This is a genomic window from Citrobacter sp. Awk 2, assembly GCF_028069815.1.
GTDB lineage: Bacteria > Pseudomonadota > Gammaproteobacteria > Enterobacterales > Enterobacteriaceae > Citrobacter.
In genome coordinates this window covers 34229-50512 of sequence record NZ_JANEWL010000023.1, presented here as the reverse complement: position 1 = coordinate 50512, position 16284 = coordinate 34229, and the positions used below count along the sequence as shown (strand labels likewise).

Here is a 16284-nt window from a genome sequence, read left to right as displayed (position 1 = left end):
TTTGTTATCCGTCCGGATAACGTCACAATTATTGGAATCTTTATGAACCTTAACGCTAAGCGTCAGGGGGCTACCCCTTTGTATTTGCAAAATACTCGTGAGAAGAATACTTTGCAACATCAAGGAGATAAACCCACGAAATTTGCTGTGTATGGCTTGCAAGAACACCAGCAATTTATAGACCAGCATATTCAGAGTCAGCCCGTAAAAGCGATTTTCTTTCGCAGTAATTTAATTAACAGTAGTTTCAAAAATATTCTTTTCGCAAATTTAACACTTAATCGTTGTTATCTCGAAAATCTTATTTTCGAAGATTGTGTCATGCGAAATGTTTGGTTTTCATACTGCGTGATCACACAGCCTGTGGTTTTACGACGTTGCAATGTGGCGGGAATGCGTCTGCTGAATGTGCATCGGAGGATGTTTGTTTTTGAAGAGTGTACCGGTGTCGGGGAATTACTCATTTCCTGACACCGGTCATTCGGGCGATTAACGCATAGTGACGAATTCTTCAGCCGCAGTTGGGTGGATCGCTACGGTGTTGTCGAAATCTTTCTTGGTTGCGCCCATTTTCAGTGCCACCGCGAAGCCTTGCAGCATTTCGTCCATACCAAAGCCGATGCCGTGAATACCGACAATCTTCTCTTCTGGTCCAACGCAGACCAGCTTCATGCGGCACGGTTGGCGGTGAGAGGTAACGGCGGTATACATCGCGGTAAACGATGATTTATACACTTTTACCTGATCATCACCGTGCTGTTCGCGTGCCTGCTGCTCGGTTAACCCTACAGTACCAATTGGCGGATGGCTGAAGACCACGGTTGGAATGTTGCTGTAGTCCAGATGCTCGTCCGGCTTGTTATTAAACAGACGTTCGGACAGACGACGGCCTGCGGCAACCGCAACCGGCGTCAGCTCAACGGCACCGGTGTTATCGCCGACGGCATAAATTCCCGGCACGCTGGTGTTCTGGTATTTATCAACAACGATGTACCCTTTTTCGTTGGTTTTCACACCTGTTGCCGCCAGGTTGAAGTTGTCGGTTGCCGGTTCACGTCCAATCGCCCAGATCAGGCAATCTACCGTTTCGCTACGACCATCTTCCAGTTGCAGAGTCAGGCTGCCGTCTGCATTTTTAACCACGGCTTTTGGAATAGCGTGGGTATGCAGAGTTGGGCCTTCAGTGTTCATCACTTCAACCAGTGTCTCGACAATCATCGGATCAAAGCTACGCAGCGGTGCATGCTTACGCACAAAGAGATGTGTTTGCGCGCCCAGACCGTTGATGACACCCGCCAGTTCAACGGCAATGTAGCCTGCGCCAACGACTGCCACGCGTTTCGGCAGTGCTGGCAGTTCAAAGAAACCATCGGAGTCGATGCCGTATTCCACACCCGGAATGTCCGGATGGCTTGGACGGCCGCCGGTGGCAATTAAAATATGATCGGCAGTGATCGTTTCACCGTTCACTTCAATGGTTTTAGCATCAACGAAGCGGGCAAAGCCTTTAATAACATCGACATTATTTTTACCCAACACATTATCGTAAGAGGTATGAATGCGATCGATATAGGCGGTACGGCTGGCGATCAGTTTATCCCAATCGAACTTATTAATAGTGGTGTCGAAACCATAATCCGGGCCATACATATGAATAGCTTCGCGGATCTGCGCGGCATGCCACATCACTTTCTTCGGTACGCAGCCAACGTTGACGCAAGTGCCGCCTAACGCTTTGGCTTCAATCAGTGCGCATTTCTGGCCGTACATTGCCGCACGGTTAATGGAGGCAATACCGCCGCTGCCGCCGCCGATAGCGATGTAATCATAGTGCTTGGTCATGACCGCTCCTTCATGTTCATTGTAGGGCGGAGAAGCGTTATGCCATCCGCCAAAATATTCGCGATTGTATACCTGAAATTAAAAGGTTCCACCGATGGCTGTGATTACTCCGGTACGATCCAACTGACGGACGTGTGCCCGGTTCCTGCCGGAACCAGTTTGCTGTGTAGCCACGGCAGGACGTTGTTCATCTGCTGTTCCAGCTTCCACGGCGGGTTAATCACAATCATGCCGGAAGCCGTCATACCGCGCTGATCGCTGTCCGGGCGAACCGCCAACTCAATTTGCAGGATGCGACGAATGCCGGTGTCTTCCAGATCATGAATCATACGTTTGATTTGCTGACGCAGGACTACCGGATACCACAGTGCATAGGTACCGGTTGCGAAACGTTTGTAACCTTCGCTGATGCCGGCAACGACGGCCTGATAGTCGGACTTAATTTCGTATGGGGGATCGATAAGGATCAATCCACGGCGAGAAACCGGCGGTAATTTTGCTTTTAACTGCTGATAGCCGTCGGCTTTAGCGACACGCGCACGTTCGTCTTTCTGGAACTCGGAACGCAGTAGCGGAAAATCGCTCGGGTGCAGTTCTGTCAATTGCAGGCTGTCCTGCTCACGCAATAACTGGCGGGCAATCAGCGGAGAACCCGGGTAGTAGCGCAACTGACCACTCCGGTTGAAATGCTGCACGACAGAAATATAGGGTTCCAGTTCGGCAGGCAAATCGTCCTGCTGCCAGATACGGGCGATGCCTTCCAGATATTCACCGGTACGTTCGGCATGCTCACTGCTCAGCTGATAACGGCCAGCCCCGGCATGGGTGTCCAGATAGAGAAACGGTTTTTCTTTCTCTTTGAGCGATTCAATGATCAGGCTCTGAACGGTGTGTTTAAGGACGTCGGCGTGGTTGCCTGCGTGATAACTGTGGCGATAACTGAGCATGGGTAATGAAATTCCGCTGAAATGACGATTTGCCACAGTTTACAGCAGATCGGCACAGATTACCCGTAGGCCCGGTAAGCGCAGCGCCACCGGGCGTCTTTCCATCACGGTTAGCATTGAAATCCTCTACACTTAACCCCATTCTACAAATAATATGCACAGCGCCGGATACGCGCTTCATTCACTCTTTTCAACAGGACCGCGCTAATGACCAATCCATTGCTGACTCCCTTCGAACTGCCGCCGTTTTCCAAAATTCAGCCTGAGCACGTCGTGCCCGCTGTGACTAAGGCGCTAAACGATTGCCGCGAAAACGTTGAACGCGTGGTTGCGCAGGGCGCGCCGTATACCTGGGAAAATCTCTGCCAGCCATTGGCGGAAGTGGACGATGTCCTGGGGCGTATTTTCTCTCCGGTCAGTCACCTGAATTCGGTGAAAAACAGCCCGGAGCTGCGCGAAGCCTACGAACAAACGCTGCCGCTGTTGTCTGAATACAGCACCTGGGTTGGGCAACATGAGGGGCTGTACAAAGCCTACCGCGACCTGCGTGATGGCGATCATTACGCCACCCTGAACACCGCACAGAAAAAAGCGGTCGATAACGCACTGCGTGATTTTGAGCTGTCTGGCATTGGTTTGCCGAAAGAAAAACAACAGCGCTATGGCGAAATCGCGACCCGTCTGTCTGAACTGGGTAACCTGTACAGCAACAACGTGCTTGATGCGACCATGGGCTGGACCAAACTCGTCACCGACGAATCTGCGCTTGCCGGGATGCCGGAAAGTGCGCTGGCCGCCGCTAAAGCTCAGGCCGAAGCCAAAGAGCAGGAAGGTTATCTGCTGACGCTGGACATCCCGAGTTACCTGCCAGTAATGACCTACTGCGATAACCAGGCTCTGCGTGAAGAGATGTACCGCGCTTATTCCACCCGTGCATCTGACCAGGGGCCAAACGCGGGCAAATGGGATAACAGCCCGATAATGGAAGAGATCCTCGCGCTGCGCCACGAACTGGCTCAACTGCTGGGCTTTGAAAGCTACGCCTTTAAATCTCTCGCCACGAAAATGGCGGAAAACCCGCAGCAGGTGCTCGAATTCCTGACGGATCTGGCCAAACGTGCGCGTCCGCAGGGTGAGAAAGAGCTGGCCCAACTGCGCGCCTTCGCGAAAGCGGAATTTGGCGTTGATGAGCTGCAGCCGTGGGACATCGCGTACTACAGCGAGAAGCAAAAACAGCACCTTTACAGCATCAGCGACGAGCAGTTGCGTCCTTACTTCCCGGAAAACAAAGCGGTTAACGGCCTGTTTGAAGTGGTTAAGCGCATTTACGGCATTACCGCGAAAGAGCGTACTGATGTAGACGTCTGGCATCCGGAGGTTCGCTTCTTTGAACTGTACGATGAAAACAACGAGCTGCGCGGCAGTTTCTATCTGGATCTGTACGCGCGTGAACACAAACGCGGTGGGGCGTGGATGGACGACTGTGTCGGCCAGATGCGTAAAACCGACGGTACGTTGCAAAAACCGGTCGCTTATCTGACCTGTAACTTCAACCGTCCGGTGAACGGTAAACCGGCGCTGTTCACCCACGATGAAGTGATCACCCTGTTCCACGAGTTTGGTCACGGCCTGCACCACATGCTGACCCGCATCGAAACGGCCGGCGTTTCGGGTATCAACGGTGTGCCATGGGATGCTGTTGAACTGCCAAGCCAGTTTATGGAAAACTGGTGCTGGGAGCCACAAGCGCTGGCGTTTATCTCCGGTCACTATGAAACCGGTGAACCGCTGCCGAAAGAATTACTGGATAAAATGCTGGCGGCGAAAAACTACCAGGCGGCGCTGTTTATTCTGCGTCAGCTGGAATTCGGCCTGTTTGATTTCCGTCTGCATGCTGAGTTTAACCCGCAGCAGGGGGCGAAAATCCTTGAAACCCTGGCAGAGATTAAAAAGCAGGTTGCTGTAGTGCCAGGGCCGACATGGGGCCGTTTCCCACACGCATTCAGCCATATTTTTGCGGGCGGCTACGCAGCGGGTTATTACAGCTACCTGTGGGCTGATGTCCTGGCGGCAGATGCGTTCTCTCGCTTTGAAGAAGAGGGGATTTTCAACCGCGAAACCGGACAGTCGTTCCTCGATAGCATCCTGACTCGTGGGGGTTCTGAGGAGCCAATGACGCTGTTCAAACGCTTCCGTGGCCGTGAACCTCAGCTCGACGCCATGCTGGCGCATTACGGCATCAAGGGCTGATTGTTCGCGTGAAAATTTGTTTACTGGATGAAACAGGCGCCGGAGACGGCGCCTTATCTGTTCTGGCGACCCGCTGGGGGCTGGAGCATGATACAGACAACCTGATGGCGCTGGTGATGACGCCGGAACATCTGGAACTGCGCAAGCGAGACGAACCTAAACTCGGCGGCATTTTCGTTGATTTTGTCGGCGGGGCGATGGCCCATCGGCGTAAGTTTGGCGGCGGTCGCGGCGAAGCGGTGGCGAAGGCTGTCGGCATTAAAGGCGATTATTTGCCGGACGTGGTCGATGCTACCGCAGGACTGGGACGCGATGCGTTTGTGTTGGCCTCCGTTGGCTGCCATGTACGGATGCTGGAACGTAATCCGGTGGTGGCGGCGCTGCTCGACGATGGCCTGGCCCGTGGTTATGCCGACCCGGAAATCGGGCCGTGGTTGCAGGAGCGATTACAACTGATCTATGCGTCCAGTCTGACGGCGTTGACCGATATCACGCCGCGCCCGCAGGTGGTGTATCTCGACCCGATGTTCCCACATAAGCAGAAAAGTGCGCTGGTGAAAAAAGAGATGCGCGTGTTTCAGTCGCTGGTGGGGCCAGACTTAGATGCCGATGGGTTGTTGATGCCAGCACGTCAGCTGGCGACTAAACGTGTTGTGGTGAAGCGTCCGGATTACGCGCCGCCGCTCGCGGATGTGGCGACACCCAATGCGGTAGTCACCAAAGGGCATCGCTTTGATATTTACGCCGGGACGGCGTAACGTGTTGGCCGCATCCTGTTTGATGCGCTGAATCGCCTGATGGCGCTACGCTTATCAGGCCTACGGCTGAGTGTGGTTTGAAAGCCGGATAAGGTGTTACCGCAGTGGTGTCGATAATCGCCTGATAGTTTGTAGGCCGGATAAGGCGTTAGCCGCATCCGGCGATTCGACTACACGAATGGAGCCAGCGGATCGGCAATCTCAAACGCCACGGTCTTGTCAGCCTTCGGTGGATATATCAACTCACTGACAATTGAGACCTTCAGTTTTTTCGCCTCTGCACGCGTCAGTTTCACTTGCTGATCCCACCCTTCGGTATACACCGCGCCCCATGCACCAAGATCCAGACAGGTAACGTAGTTTTCCTGACGGTACGGCAGTGGCGCAACGTTTAGCAAGCTGGCTGCCGCGTTATTTCCGGCAAATTTGCCCAGTAAAATAGCGTGCTGACAGGTCATTAGCGCGTGATTGCCTTTGTCATCGGTGGCGGCGTAAGCCACATCGCCGGTGGCATAGATATCATCATGGCCGATGACCTGAAGGTTAGCGTCCACATGCAGGCGGCCCTGGCGATCGCGCGGTGCGTCAATTTGCGCCGTTAACCCGTTTGCCTGGACGCCAACCGTCCAGATAACGGTCTGTGAGGCGATGGTCTGCCCATCTTTCAGCGTGACGCCGGAGGCATCCACGCACTCCACTTCCGCATTGACCAGCCATTCGACGCCCAGTTCAGCGGAGGCTTCGATAATGACATCACGTAATTCCTGGCTCCAGCGCCCGCCTGGCTGAGCGCCGCGTTCAACTACGACAACTCTGGTCTTAGCATCAGCACCTAATATTTCGCGCAAACGCCCCGGCAATTCCAGCGCCATTTCAATCCCGGTAAAGCCGCCGCCACAGACCACGACCGTATTGCGAGCCTCACATTCCGGTTGTAACGCCAGCTCCTTAATGTGCTGCTCCAGTACGGCGGCGCTCTCGAGTTGGTCGAGGTCAAACGCGTGCTCGGCGGCGCCAGCGACAATGTCGCGGTTTACGTGGCTACCGCTGGCGAGAACCAAACGGTCGTAATGGCGCAAGTGGGTTTCACCGTTGACGTCTTTCCAGCTGACTTCTTTAGAGGCCGGGAGGATCTGCTCAACGTGACCTTGCAGGAAGTTAACGCCGGTAGCGTCGAATAAGGGTTGCAGCGGGGCGACCAGCGTGTGGACCGCGCTTTCATAAAAACGCGGGCGTACACGCAGCTCTGGCTGTGGCGCAATCACCGTAATATCAATGGTCTGCCGGTTTTTCTCCGCCAGACGTGCGGCGCTCAATGCTGCCCACATACCGGCAAAACCGGCACCCACGATCAGAATTTGTTTCTGCATTAGTTTTATCTCACTGGTGACTACGATTTATTTACTCGGATTTTATTGGTCGTAGTTGTGGATTGCAATGCGATCCTGATTATTTTTTCTTTATTGCGTCTGGATGTTTTAGTATCTGGTTGATAAATATCTATTTATATTTTTATTCTTATGCAGGGTTACTCTGTTCTCTGGAATGCATTAGATGAAAAAGCTACAATAAACTCAGATTCATTTTGGCTGAGATAAAAAATGGCATTTTACAGTTCCGGGGTTGAGTACGGCATCCATAGCCTGATGTGTATGGTCGACAGCAAAGGCGACGCGCGGGATATGAGCGTGCGAGAAATTGCCGAACTACAAAGCGTGCCGTATGACTATCTGGCAAAAATCTTCACTCGTCTGTCGAAAGCAGGTCTGGTGCGCAGTATCGAGGGTAAGGGCGGCGGGTTCCAGTTGGCCAAACCCGCGGAAGACATCACTGTGCTGGATGTGGTCAATGCCATAGATGGCGATAAGCGTATTTTTGAATGTCGTGAAATTCGCCAGCGTTTAGCCGTTTTTGAGGAGCATCCGCCACAGTGGGCTTGTGAAGGCATTTGCGGCGTGCGTTCGGTAATGGACATGGCGCAACAGCGCATGGAAGAAGCACTTGGCCAGCATACCATTCTGGATTTGGCTCGTAAGATGTACCGCAAAGCGCCGGACACCTTCGTAGTGGAAGTACAGGAGTGGATTGCCGCGCGCAAAGGGTAATGCATTGAAAATGCCCAATAGCGAAAAGCGATCGGGCATGTTGAATGTAGGCCGGATAAGGCGTAAGCCGCATCCGGCACTGAAGATTATTGCTCGGTACTCGGCGTATTAATCATCCGGTTCAGCCATGGCACCATAATCGCCATCACAACCGTTACCGCCAGGGTCACCAGGCCTATCTTACTGAACACGTTGGTGTAGATAGGCAGCGTCTGGAGTGGATCGGTAATGTTTTCCGGTACGGCTGTAAACGTTGCGACGTAACCCCCCATCAGGAAGGCTGCTGCCTGCGTCAGGAACCACATCCCAAGAATAAAGCCCATCAGGTGTTGTGGCACCAGCGCGGCGACCATTGCCAGTCCCAGGGCGCTAATCAGCAGTTCACCCAGACTCTGGAACAGATAAACCAGCACGATAAACCACGGAGACGTCAAACCCTGAGCATCGGCAAACCACATTCCGGCTGCGGCGGCAGTCAGGAAGCCTAGTGAGCACAGGAACATGCCAAGCGTAAACTTCATCGGCATGGTCAGATCTTTGCCTTTGTTACCCAGACGGGTATAAATCGCGGCCAGCACCGGACTTGCCAGTACTACCCAGAAGGGGTTCAGCGCCTGGAAACTCACCGGGTTGATGGTAATACCGAGAATTTCATGATGCACGTTATTGATGGCAAAGAAGTTCAGTGATGTCGGCATCTGTGCATACAGCACGTAGAACACAACCGCTTCCAGCATCAGGATAAAGGCCACGAACATTTTATTGCGTCCGGTTTTATCCAGTTTGAATGCCTGACGGAAGAAGATAATGGTGACGGCAATCGACAGTACGATCAGCACCAGGTTGGCAACTTTAACGTTGTGCATCAGCCAGGCGCAGATGAATACCATCACCACCGTACCAGCCAGCACATAGAGCAGGTTACGGAAATTCAGCGGCTTATGATCGGGTTCAGAACCGATATTCTTTACCATTCCACGGCAGGCAAAGTAGACCAGTAGTGCAACGATAAGCCCGGCACCACACAGGTTATAGGTAACGGCGTAGCCAAACTTATCGGCAATCACCGGTGCCAGCGACAATGACAACAGCGAACCGATGTTGATCGACATATAAAACAGGGTAAAAGCACCGTCCAGACGTGCGTCTTTCGGGGGATAGCATTTTGACAGCAGGCTTGCCGGGTTGGCTTTAAACAGCCCGTTACCCACGGCAATGGTACCCAGTGCGACAAAAATCAGGTCGGGCTTGAGCAGTGACATCCCGGTCATGAAGTAACCAAGTGCCAGCACGATAGCGCCGAGCACCAGCGTGCGTTTGGTCCCTAAAAGATGGTCGCCGACATAACCGCCGATGGAGATCAGGCCGTATACCAATGCAGCAAACGCGCCAAAGGTGACAAATGCCTGTTCCTGAGAAAATCCGAGTTGCTTAACAAAAAATACCGCCAGGATGCCCTGAACGCCGTAATAGCCAAATCGTTCCCATAATTCCACAAAGAAGATCATGAAGAACGGACGAGGTTGCTGCAGCAAGCCCGTAGGTGCAGTTTTATTCATATTCCATCGCCTTTCAAAGCCATCCCGAAAAGTATGAACGCGTATGCTTAAACGCGCCGAAAAAGTCTTGTTTTGTTATAGACTGCGGCGATTAGCCGTAAGGGTAGATTATTATAGAGATAGTTTTCGATCCAATTAGTTGATCACACTAATTATGATTTATTTGTTGGATTGATGTACTAATTGTGTCCGAATGATAAAAACAAAAACGCCCGCATAGGCGGGCGTTTACAGGCTTTAATGCTTGCAGTGGGCCGGGTTATTCCCCGGCAGCAAGTATTTTATGCTTCTTCTTCGTCACGCAGCGGAACAATCAACATGTCGACGTGAACGGTGTTGATCAGTTGACGCGCGGAGGACATCAGTTTGCTCCAGAAATCCTGGTGGTGGCCACAAACGACGAGATCCATGTCGTATTTTTTGATGGCATCGACCAGGACCTGGCCCAGGTCACCGCTACCGCTCAGGGTTTCGGTGATTGGGTAGCCTGCATTGGTGGACAGCTCGGTTAACGCGTGGTGGGTTTCTTCAGAAATGCGTTTCTGCATGTCGCCCAGATTCACGTCGATTAGCCCGGTGTACAGGTCGGAATAGTTTACGTCAACGTGGATAAGGGAGACTTTCGCATTGTAAGGCCGCGCCATAGAGACCGCTTTTTCAACCAGAACTTTGCTTTCTGGAGAAAGATCAACCGCGATAAGAATGTGTTTATAAGCCATAGTGTTACTCCTTCCATAAGTTGTCGATGACTAGCCTGCTGGCGTTCATTTGCCGCCGCGTCATCCGCGTCCTGCGAACTTTGTGCGCGGGGCTAGCCCAGTCGTAAAAACGTACCTTTTAAGGACTATCCTTACATTATAGCGACCGGGATAATCCGTCAATCCGCCTTGCTTGCCAAGTAGTTAAACAAATTTTTTAGTTAATTGCATTGATAGTGATTAACCTTCTGGCAAAAAAATTAACTAATCTCCTACACTATTTAGAGAGGCGTTCGGATGCGTGACACTAACACGAGCGGTTTCGGTTGTACTCTTCACTGAATGGTTTGGCAGGGTATCGGGGAGCGGTAGTCCCGGAAAGGAGTTCCGTGGGCGGGTCGCCGGGGAGGAGGTATGATAAGCACCATTGCGTTATTCTGGGCTTTATGTGTCGTTTGCATTGTTAATATGGCGCGTTATTTTTCTTCGCTACGCGCACTGTTAGTGGTACTTCGTGGTTGCGATCCATTACTTTACCAGTATGTCGATGGGGGCGGCTTTTTTACCTCGCATGGGCAACCTAACAAGCAGATGCGTCTGGTGTGGTATATCTACGCTCAGCGTTACCGTGATCATCATGACGATGAGTTTATTCGCCGCTGTGAGCGGGTTCGCGGTCAGTTCATCCTTACCAGCGCGTTATGTGGGCTGGTGTTAATCAGTATGGTCGCGCTGATTATCTGGCACTGATTTCTACGACAGATATAAAAAAAGCGGGTCAGTTTCCTGACCCGCTTTTTTACTGTGCATGCGCTTAGATTAGCTTCAGGGAGAGCCAGTACAGCACCCCGGAAAGGATAATCGCTGCTGGCAGGGTGAAGACCCAGGCCATCAGAATGCTGGTTACCGTTTTACGCTGCAAACCGCCACCGTCAACAACCATCGTCCCTGCAACAGAAGATGAGAGGACGTGTGTGGTGGAAACAGGCATACCGGTGTAACTGGCGAGACCGATAGAGACTGCGGCAGTCATCTGTGCCGACATCCCCTGAGCATAGGTCATGCCTTTCTTACCGATTTTCTCACCGATAGTGGTCGCCACGCGACGCCAGCCAATCATCGTACCGCAGCCCAGAGCCAGAGCAACAGCCATGATAATCCAGACGGGGGCGTACTCGATGGTGCTCAGCATGTCGGTTTTCAGTTTCTTCAGCAGGCGCTGATCGTCGCTGCTTACGCCAGGCAGTTTCACGACTTTATCGGTCGTATCAGAAATGCACAACATAATGCGACGCAGCTGGCTACGCTGCTCAACGCTTAACTTGTCGTAGGTTTCCAGGTTCGCCAGCATACCTTTCGCACGCTCAAGCGCGTTGATGGTATTTGCCGGGTGACAATGGAACTCTGCCGGTGTCGTTGTCGTCGTTTCCGTCGGAGACGGAATCAACTGATCAACACCGGTCGCCTGTTTGAGCAGATCAGGACGCTGCTGGAAGTAGGTTTCGACGTTATTGATAGCATCACGGGTACGCGTAATTTCGTAACCAGAAGCATTCATATTCACCACGAAGCCTGCAGGCGCTACGCCAATCAGTACCAGCATTACCAGACCAATACCTTTCTGCCCATCGTTAGCGCCATGAGAGAACGCCACACCAATAGCGGAGAGGATCAGCGCGATACGCGTCCAGAACGGCGGCTTTTTCTTACCGTCTTTCTTTTCACGCTCTGCTGGAGTCAGGTGAATACGCGCCCGCTTCTTGGTGCCGTTCCAGTAACGACGCAGCAAGAAGATCAGACCGCCAGCGAACACCAGACCGACAATAGGGGAAATGATCAGCGAACCGAAAATATTGAGCACTTTCGGGATGTTAAGTGCATCCACCACTGAAGTCCCGTTCATCAACGCATTGGTTAAACCAATACCGATGATCGCGCCAATCAGCGTGTGGGAGCTGGATGCAGGCAGACCAAAGTACCAGGTACCGAGGTTCCAGATAATTGCCGCCAGCAGCATGGAGAACACCATGGCGAGGCCATGTGAAGAACCCATGTTGAGCAACAGATCCGTTGGTAGCATATGCACGATGGCATAAGCTACGCTGAGACCACCCAGCAAAACACCAAAGAAGTTGAACAACGCAGCCATGACCACCGCCAATTGCGAACGCATTGCACGGGTATAGATCACGGTTGCGACAGCATTGGCTGTATCGTGGAAGCCGTTAATTGCTTCGTAGAACAGCACAAAAGCCAGAGCAAGCAATAATAAAAGCCCGGTATGTAAATCCAGGCCAGCAAACAAATGTAGCATAGGACGTTACGCCATTTTGAGGACATGAACGCGGCGCATTATCAGTGACTTTGGCGGCGCGGGCAAAGTGAAATATAGAGTTTTTTTGATTTGTCTCCTGCTTTGTTTTACACCACTAAAGAATTATCCTATAGAATTCAGATAAATACCTATTATTGATAGTTTGGTGCTGGTGCGACCACTGAGGAATCTTTACAATTCACGCCCGCTTTTTAGAGAGGATCGCAACGTGGAAAGGTTTGATACCGTTATTATAGGCGCTGGCGCAGCGGGTATGTTCTGTGCCGCGCAGGCAGGGCAAGCAGGCAGTCAAGTACTGCTGATTGATAATGGTAAAAAGCCTGGACGTAAGATCCTCATGTCCGGCGGAGGGCGCTGCAACTTTACCAATCTTTATGTGGAACCTGCCGCATATTTGAGTCAAAACCCGCATTTTTGCAAATCGGCGCTGGCTCGCTATACGCAGTGGGACTTTATCGATCTGGTGGGGAAACACGGCATTGCCTGGCACGAAAAAACGCTCGGTCAGCTGTTCTGCGATGATTCGGCCCAACAAATCGTCGATATGCTGGTTGCCGAGTGCGAAAAGGGTAACGTTACGATGCGGTTACGTAGCGAAGTCCTGAGCGTCGCACGAGATGATAACGGCTTCATTCTGGAACTGAACGGGATGACGGTCGGGGCGAAGAAATTGGTTATTGCCTCCGGTGGACTTTCCATGCCGGGTTTGGGGGCAACGCCGTTTGGTTATAAAATTGCCGAACAGTTTGGACTGAAGGTGTTGCCGACGCGCGCAGGCCTGGTGCCCTTTACGTTGCATAAGCCACTGCTGGAGCAGCTTCAGGTGCTCTCTGGTGTGTCTGTTCCTTCCGTTATCACCGCTGAAGATGGCACCGTATTTCGTGAAAACCTGCTCTTTACGCACCGTGGGCTTTCAGGTCCGGCCGTTTTGCAAATTTCCAGTTTTTGGCAGCCCGGCGAATTTGTCAGCATTAATTTGTTGCCGGATGTTGACCTTGCGAGCTTTCTCGACGAACAACGAAGCGCACATCCAAATCAGAGCTTAAAGAACACGTTAGCGATGCAGTTGCCGAAACGTCTGGTGGAGTGCCTGCAGCAATTAGGGCAAATCCCGGATGTGACGCTGAAACAACTTAACGTACGCGATCAGCAAACGCTGGTGGAGACGCTAACTGAATGGCGGGTGCAGCCGAACGGTACCGAAGGGTATCGCACAGCGGAGGTCACGCTGGGTGGTGTAGATACCAACGAACTGTCTTCGCGCACGATGGAAGCCCGCAAAGTGCCAGGGCTGTACTTTATTGGTGAAGTGATGGATGTCACCGGCTGGTTGGGTGGGTATAACTTCCAGTGGGCGTGGTCGAGCGCCTGGGCATGCGCACAGGATTTGGTGTCTGCATAAGTGAAAGATTCTGTCTGCACACAATAAGAAAAAATATCATAGTGATGTGTGATACATGAACTGACTCTGACGTGCGTTTCTTAACTCCAGGAATGATATGATAAATCAGTTAAAAATCGCACAGATAAGAGAACGGGAGACACATGGTTATTCCTGAGGTAAAACAGGAGCGGCTCTATCAAAAGATAGCCAATCTCATCATTAAGCTCATCAATGATAGTATTTTTCCGCCGGGAAGCTTCTTACCACCCGAACGTGAGCTGGCGAAGCAACTTGGTGTAAGTCGCGCATCGCTCAGAGAAGCGCTGATTGTGCTGGAGATTTCCGGATGGATCACCATCCAGTCAGGTAATGGTGTGATTGTTGCGGATAAAAAGCATTCCACCAGTGATTATTCGATTGAAGAAATTCTCTATTCACGTGAGTTGGTCGACAGCCATTGCGCGCGTCTTGCTGCTCAGGCCGGGAAAGATGATCTCATTAGCCAGCTTGAAGCACTGCATCTCAGCATGGAAAAGGCCATTAGCGAAAACAATGTGCATGGTTTTTATTCCCTCGATAAGCAATTCCATCTGACAGTATCAGAAGCCAGCCAGAACCGCGTACTGCTTGATATGTCGCGAATGCTGTGGGAACAGCGCGTTAATATCCCGTATGCCGGGCTGGACAAACGTTCCGGCAATCGGGATGTATTAACCAGCATGAATACACAGCATAAAGCGATTGTGGATGCGATCCGCCAGGCTGATGCTGACGGTGCTTACCAAAAATCGCTGGAACATCTGGCCTATGTCAGACAGATTGTGGGTCTTTAATAACACCACGCTATTGGCTTAGAGCGGCTACCGCTGCACGTGCGCCTACGCTGTGCAATTGCTGACAGGCAGCGGTTACGCGTTCGATAAAGTCTGCGTTATCGCAAAGGTCTCTCCCAAAGATAGTGTCAATGGCTAACAGCGCCCGGACACGTTCTTCTATTGATGGATACTGTTGATAAATAGCCTGATACTGTGCTGACAGCGGATCTATCACCTCAATCGGATGACCTTGTTCATCCACACCGCTGATGTAGCGCATCCAACCGGCGACTCCCAACGTCAGATGGCGAGCGTCTTCGCCTTTTTTCAGATGGAGTCGAATGGGGTCCAGCAAGCGTTGCGGTAATTTTTGGCTGCCATCCATCGCAATTTGCCAGGTTCGGTGCTTCAGTGATGGATTAGTAAAGCGCGCGATCAACAGCTCAGCATAAGCCGCAAGGTCTGTTCCTTCCGGCATCGACAGCGTCGGTGCTTGTTCATTGAGCATCAAAGCCAGCGCAGCGTTGCGATACGCCGGGTTGGTCATCGTATCGGCAATCGTTTCGTAACCGCCCAGATAACCAAGATAGGCCAGGAAAGAGTGGCTGCCGTTGAGCATGCGTAACTTCATCATCTCAAATGGCACCACATCTGCTACAAACTGTGCGCCCACGCGATCCCAGTCAGGGCGTCCATTGACAAAGTTATCTTCAATCACCCACTGACGGAACGGCTCACAGGCAATGGCACAGGGATCATCTACCCCAAGCTGTTCAGCGATTTGCGCTAACGTCTCTTCTGTTGCTGCCGGAACGATGCGGTCGACCATTGTGCATGGGAACGTTGCCTGTTCGGCAATCCACTCAGCCAACTGCGGATCGCGCTCGGCGGCTAAACCCAGGACAGCGGTTTTTGCGACGTGACCATTTTCTCGAACGTTGTCGCAGGACAGCACAGTAAAAGCTTTCAATCCCTGCTGACGGCGAAGAGCGAGGGCTTCGACGATATAACCCATTGCTGATTTGGGGGACTGTGGGTGAGCAATGTCGTGCTGGATAAACGGATGATTCAGATCCAGCTCGCCGCTGGCGGCATCCGTGCAATATCCTTTTTCGGTGATGGTCAGCGAAACGATGGCCGTTTCTGGACGGGCAATTGCGTGGATAATGGCTTCACAACCGTCAAATTCAGGATGCAGCGCTTCTTTCATCGAGCCAATGATTTTAAGCTCTGTCGTTTGTGCTCCGCGCTCGGCAACGGTGTATAGCAGATCCTGCGCCTTCAGGTTTTGAATCAGTGTGGCATCGTTTCCGGGCATCAGGTTGACCTCACAGATACCCCAGTCGCTGTCACTGCTTTCCAGCAAATGATGTGTATAGAGCGCCTGATGAGCGCGGTGAAAAGCACCGCAACCAAGATGTACGATGCGCGAAACAAGGCGTGAACGATCCCAGCGTGGGCGTGGGGTGGAAATCTGGGCGGTGGCGAGATTCTTGTCCATGACAAACTCCTGTCATTGATGATCTTCTTTGATAATGCGCTATCAAAGACCGGTCCTGACTGAAAGTGAAAAACCGCATGGCGGGGATAC

The 16284-nt window shown here is 52.0% G+C and carries 14 protein-coding genes; 7 read left to right on the top strand and 7 right to left on the bottom strand.

Annotation, left to right across the window (positions count from 1 at the left end):
* Nucleotides 1-471: hypothetical protein (locus tag NNO02_RS08725; protein ID WP_271454591.1), on the top strand; the 471-nt coding region annotated here is incomplete at its 5' end.
* 18 nt (nucleotides 472-489) lie between these two features.
* Here NNO02_RS08725 and gorA read toward each other — a convergent pair.
* Both gorA and NNO02_RS08715 read right to left on the bottom strand, forming a co-directional pair.
* On the bottom strand, nucleotides 490-1842 hold the full coding sequence (gorA, locus tag NNO02_RS08720; RefSeq protein ID WP_271441280.1) for a glutathione-disulfide reductase: 1353 nt from the start codon (nucleotides 1840-1842) through the stop codon (nucleotides 490-492).
* Between the two features lie 104 nt (nucleotides 1843-1946).
* On the bottom strand, nucleotides 1947-2789 hold the full coding sequence (locus tag NNO02_RS08715) for a 23S rRNA (adenine(2030)-N(6))-methyltransferase RlmJ (protein ID WP_271441281.1): 843 nt from the start codon (nucleotides 2787-2789) through the stop codon (nucleotides 1947-1949).
* A 207-nt stretch (nucleotides 2790-2996) separates the two neighbouring features.
* On the opposite strand from NNO02_RS08715, the gene prlC reads away from it, so the two are divergent.
* Both prlC and rsmJ read left to right on the top strand, forming a co-directional pair.
* Nucleotides 2997-5039, top strand: a complete 2043-nt coding sequence (gene prlC / locus NNO02_RS08710) for an oligopeptidase A (RefSeq protein ID WP_271454590.1) — start codon at nucleotides 2997-2999, stop codon at nucleotides 5037-5039.
* Nucleotides 5040-5047: 8 nt separating this feature from the next.
* Nucleotides 5048-5797, top strand: a complete 750-nt coding sequence (gene rsmJ / locus NNO02_RS08705; RefSeq protein ID WP_271454589.1) for a 16S rRNA (guanine(1516)-N(2))-methyltransferase RsmJ — start codon at nucleotides 5048-5050, stop codon at nucleotides 5795-5797.
* Between the two features lie 170 nt (nucleotides 5798-5967).
* On the opposite strand, the gene NNO02_RS08700 is transcribed toward rsmJ, so the two are convergent.
* Nucleotides 5968-7167, bottom strand: coding sequence for an NAD(P)/FAD-dependent oxidoreductase (locus tag NNO02_RS08700; protein ID WP_271454588.1), 1200 nt, complete (start codon nucleotides 7165-7167; stop codon nucleotides 5968-5970).
* 231 nt (nucleotides 7168-7398) lie between these two features.
* Between NNO02_RS08700 and NNO02_RS08695 the strand changes: the two genes are divergently transcribed.
* Entirely contained in the window at nucleotides 7399-7902 is a 504-nt protein-coding gene (locus NNO02_RS08695; protein WP_202037490.1) for an RrF2 family transcriptional regulator, read from the top strand.
* Nucleotides 7903-7988: 86 nt separating this feature from the next.
* Here NNO02_RS08695 and dtpB read toward each other — a convergent pair whose 3' ends face one another.
* Together dtpB and uspA are read right to left on the bottom strand one after the other, a co-directional pair.
* Nucleotides 7989-9461: a dipeptide/tripeptide permease DtpB gene (gene dtpB, locus NNO02_RS08690; RefSeq protein WP_271448709.1), complete on the bottom strand. Its 1473-nt coding sequence runs from the start codon at nucleotides 9459-9461 to the stop codon at nucleotides 7989-7991.
* Nucleotides 9462-9742: 281 nt separating this feature from the next.
* Nucleotides 9743-10180 carry a universal stress protein UspA gene (gene uspA / locus NNO02_RS08685; protein WP_137382013.1) on the bottom strand — a complete coding sequence of 146 codons (438 nt, stop codon included), beginning with the start codon at nucleotides 10178-10180 and terminating at the stop codon, nucleotides 9743-9745.
* 393 nt (nucleotides 10181-10573) lie between these two features.
* On the opposite strand from uspA, the gene uspB reads away from it, so the two are divergent.
* Nucleotides 10574-10909, top strand: a complete 336-nt coding sequence (gene uspB, locus NNO02_RS08680; protein ID WP_003023371.1) for a universal stress protein UspB — start codon at nucleotides 10574-10576, stop codon at nucleotides 10907-10909.
* Between the two features lie 64 nt (nucleotides 10910-10973).
* Here the strand turns inward: uspB and pitA are convergent, their stop codons facing one another.
* Nucleotides 10974-12473: an inorganic phosphate transporter PitA gene (gene pitA, locus NNO02_RS08675; protein ID WP_271454587.1), complete on the bottom strand. Its 1500-nt coding sequence runs from the start codon at nucleotides 12471-12473 to the stop codon at nucleotides 10974-10976.
* 229 nt (nucleotides 12474-12702) lie between these two features.
* Here pitA and NNO02_RS08670 point away from each other — a divergent pair, with 229 nt between their 5' ends.
* Complete coding sequence (locus tag NNO02_RS08670; protein ID WP_271448708.1) at nucleotides 12703-13896, top strand: NAD(P)/FAD-dependent oxidoreductase; 1194 nt, start codon at nucleotides 12703-12705, stop codon at nucleotides 13894-13896.
* A 143-nt stretch (nucleotides 13897-14039) separates the two neighbouring features.
* Entirely contained in the window at nucleotides 14040-14711 is a 672-nt protein-coding gene (locus tag NNO02_RS08665) for a FadR/GntR family transcriptional regulator (protein ID WP_271441287.1), read from the top strand.
* Between the two features lie 10 nt (nucleotides 14712-14721).
* Here NNO02_RS08665 and NNO02_RS08660 read toward each other — a convergent pair whose 3' ends face one another.
* Nucleotides 14722-16194 (bottom strand): fructuronate reductase, encoded by a 1473-nt coding sequence (locus NNO02_RS08660; protein ID WP_271454586.1) that lies wholly within the window; start codon nucleotides 16192-16194, stop codon nucleotides 14722-14724.
* Nucleotides 16195-16284 lie beyond the last annotated feature (90 nt).

Coding starts and splice junctions, on each gene's coding strand:
- gorA (WP_271441280.1), bottom strand. CDS start 1,842: ATGACCAAGCACTATGATTACATCGCTATCGGCGGCGGCAGCGGCGGT.
- NNO02_RS08715 (WP_271441281.1), bottom strand. CDS start 2,789: ATGCTCAGTTATCGCCACAGTTATCACGCAGGCAACCACGCCGACGTC.
- prlC (WP_271454590.1), top strand. CDS start 2,997: ATGACCAATCCATTGCTGACTCCCTTCGAACTGCCGCCGTTTTCCAAA.
- NNO02_RS08700 (WP_271454588.1), bottom strand. CDS start 7,167: ATGCAGAAACAAATTCTGATCGTGGGTGCCGGTTTTGCCGGTATGTGG.
- NNO02_RS08695 (WP_202037490.1), top strand. CDS start 7,399: ATGGCATTTTACAGTTCCGGGGTTGAGTACGGCATCCATAGCCTGATG.
- dtpB (WP_271448709.1), bottom strand. CDS start 9,461: ATGAATAAAACTGCACCTACGGGCTTGCTGCAGCAACCTCGTCCGTTC.
- uspA (WP_137382013.1), bottom strand. CDS start 10,180: ATGGCTTATAAACACATTCTTATCGCGGTTGATCTTTCTCCAGAAAGC.
- uspB (WP_003023371.1), top strand. CDS start 10,574: ATGATAAGCACCATTGCGTTATTCTGGGCTTTATGTGTCGTTTGCATT.
- pitA (WP_271454587.1), bottom strand. CDS start 12,473: ATGCTACATTTGTTTGCTGGCCTGGATTTACATACCGGGCTTTTATTA.
- NNO02_RS08665 (WP_271441287.1), top strand. CDS start 14,040: ATGGTTATTCCTGAGGTAAAACAGGAGCGGCTCTATCAAAAGATAGCC.
- NNO02_RS08660 (WP_271454586.1), bottom strand. CDS start 16,194: ATGGACAAGAATCTCGCCACCGCCCAGATTTCCACCCCACGCCCACGC.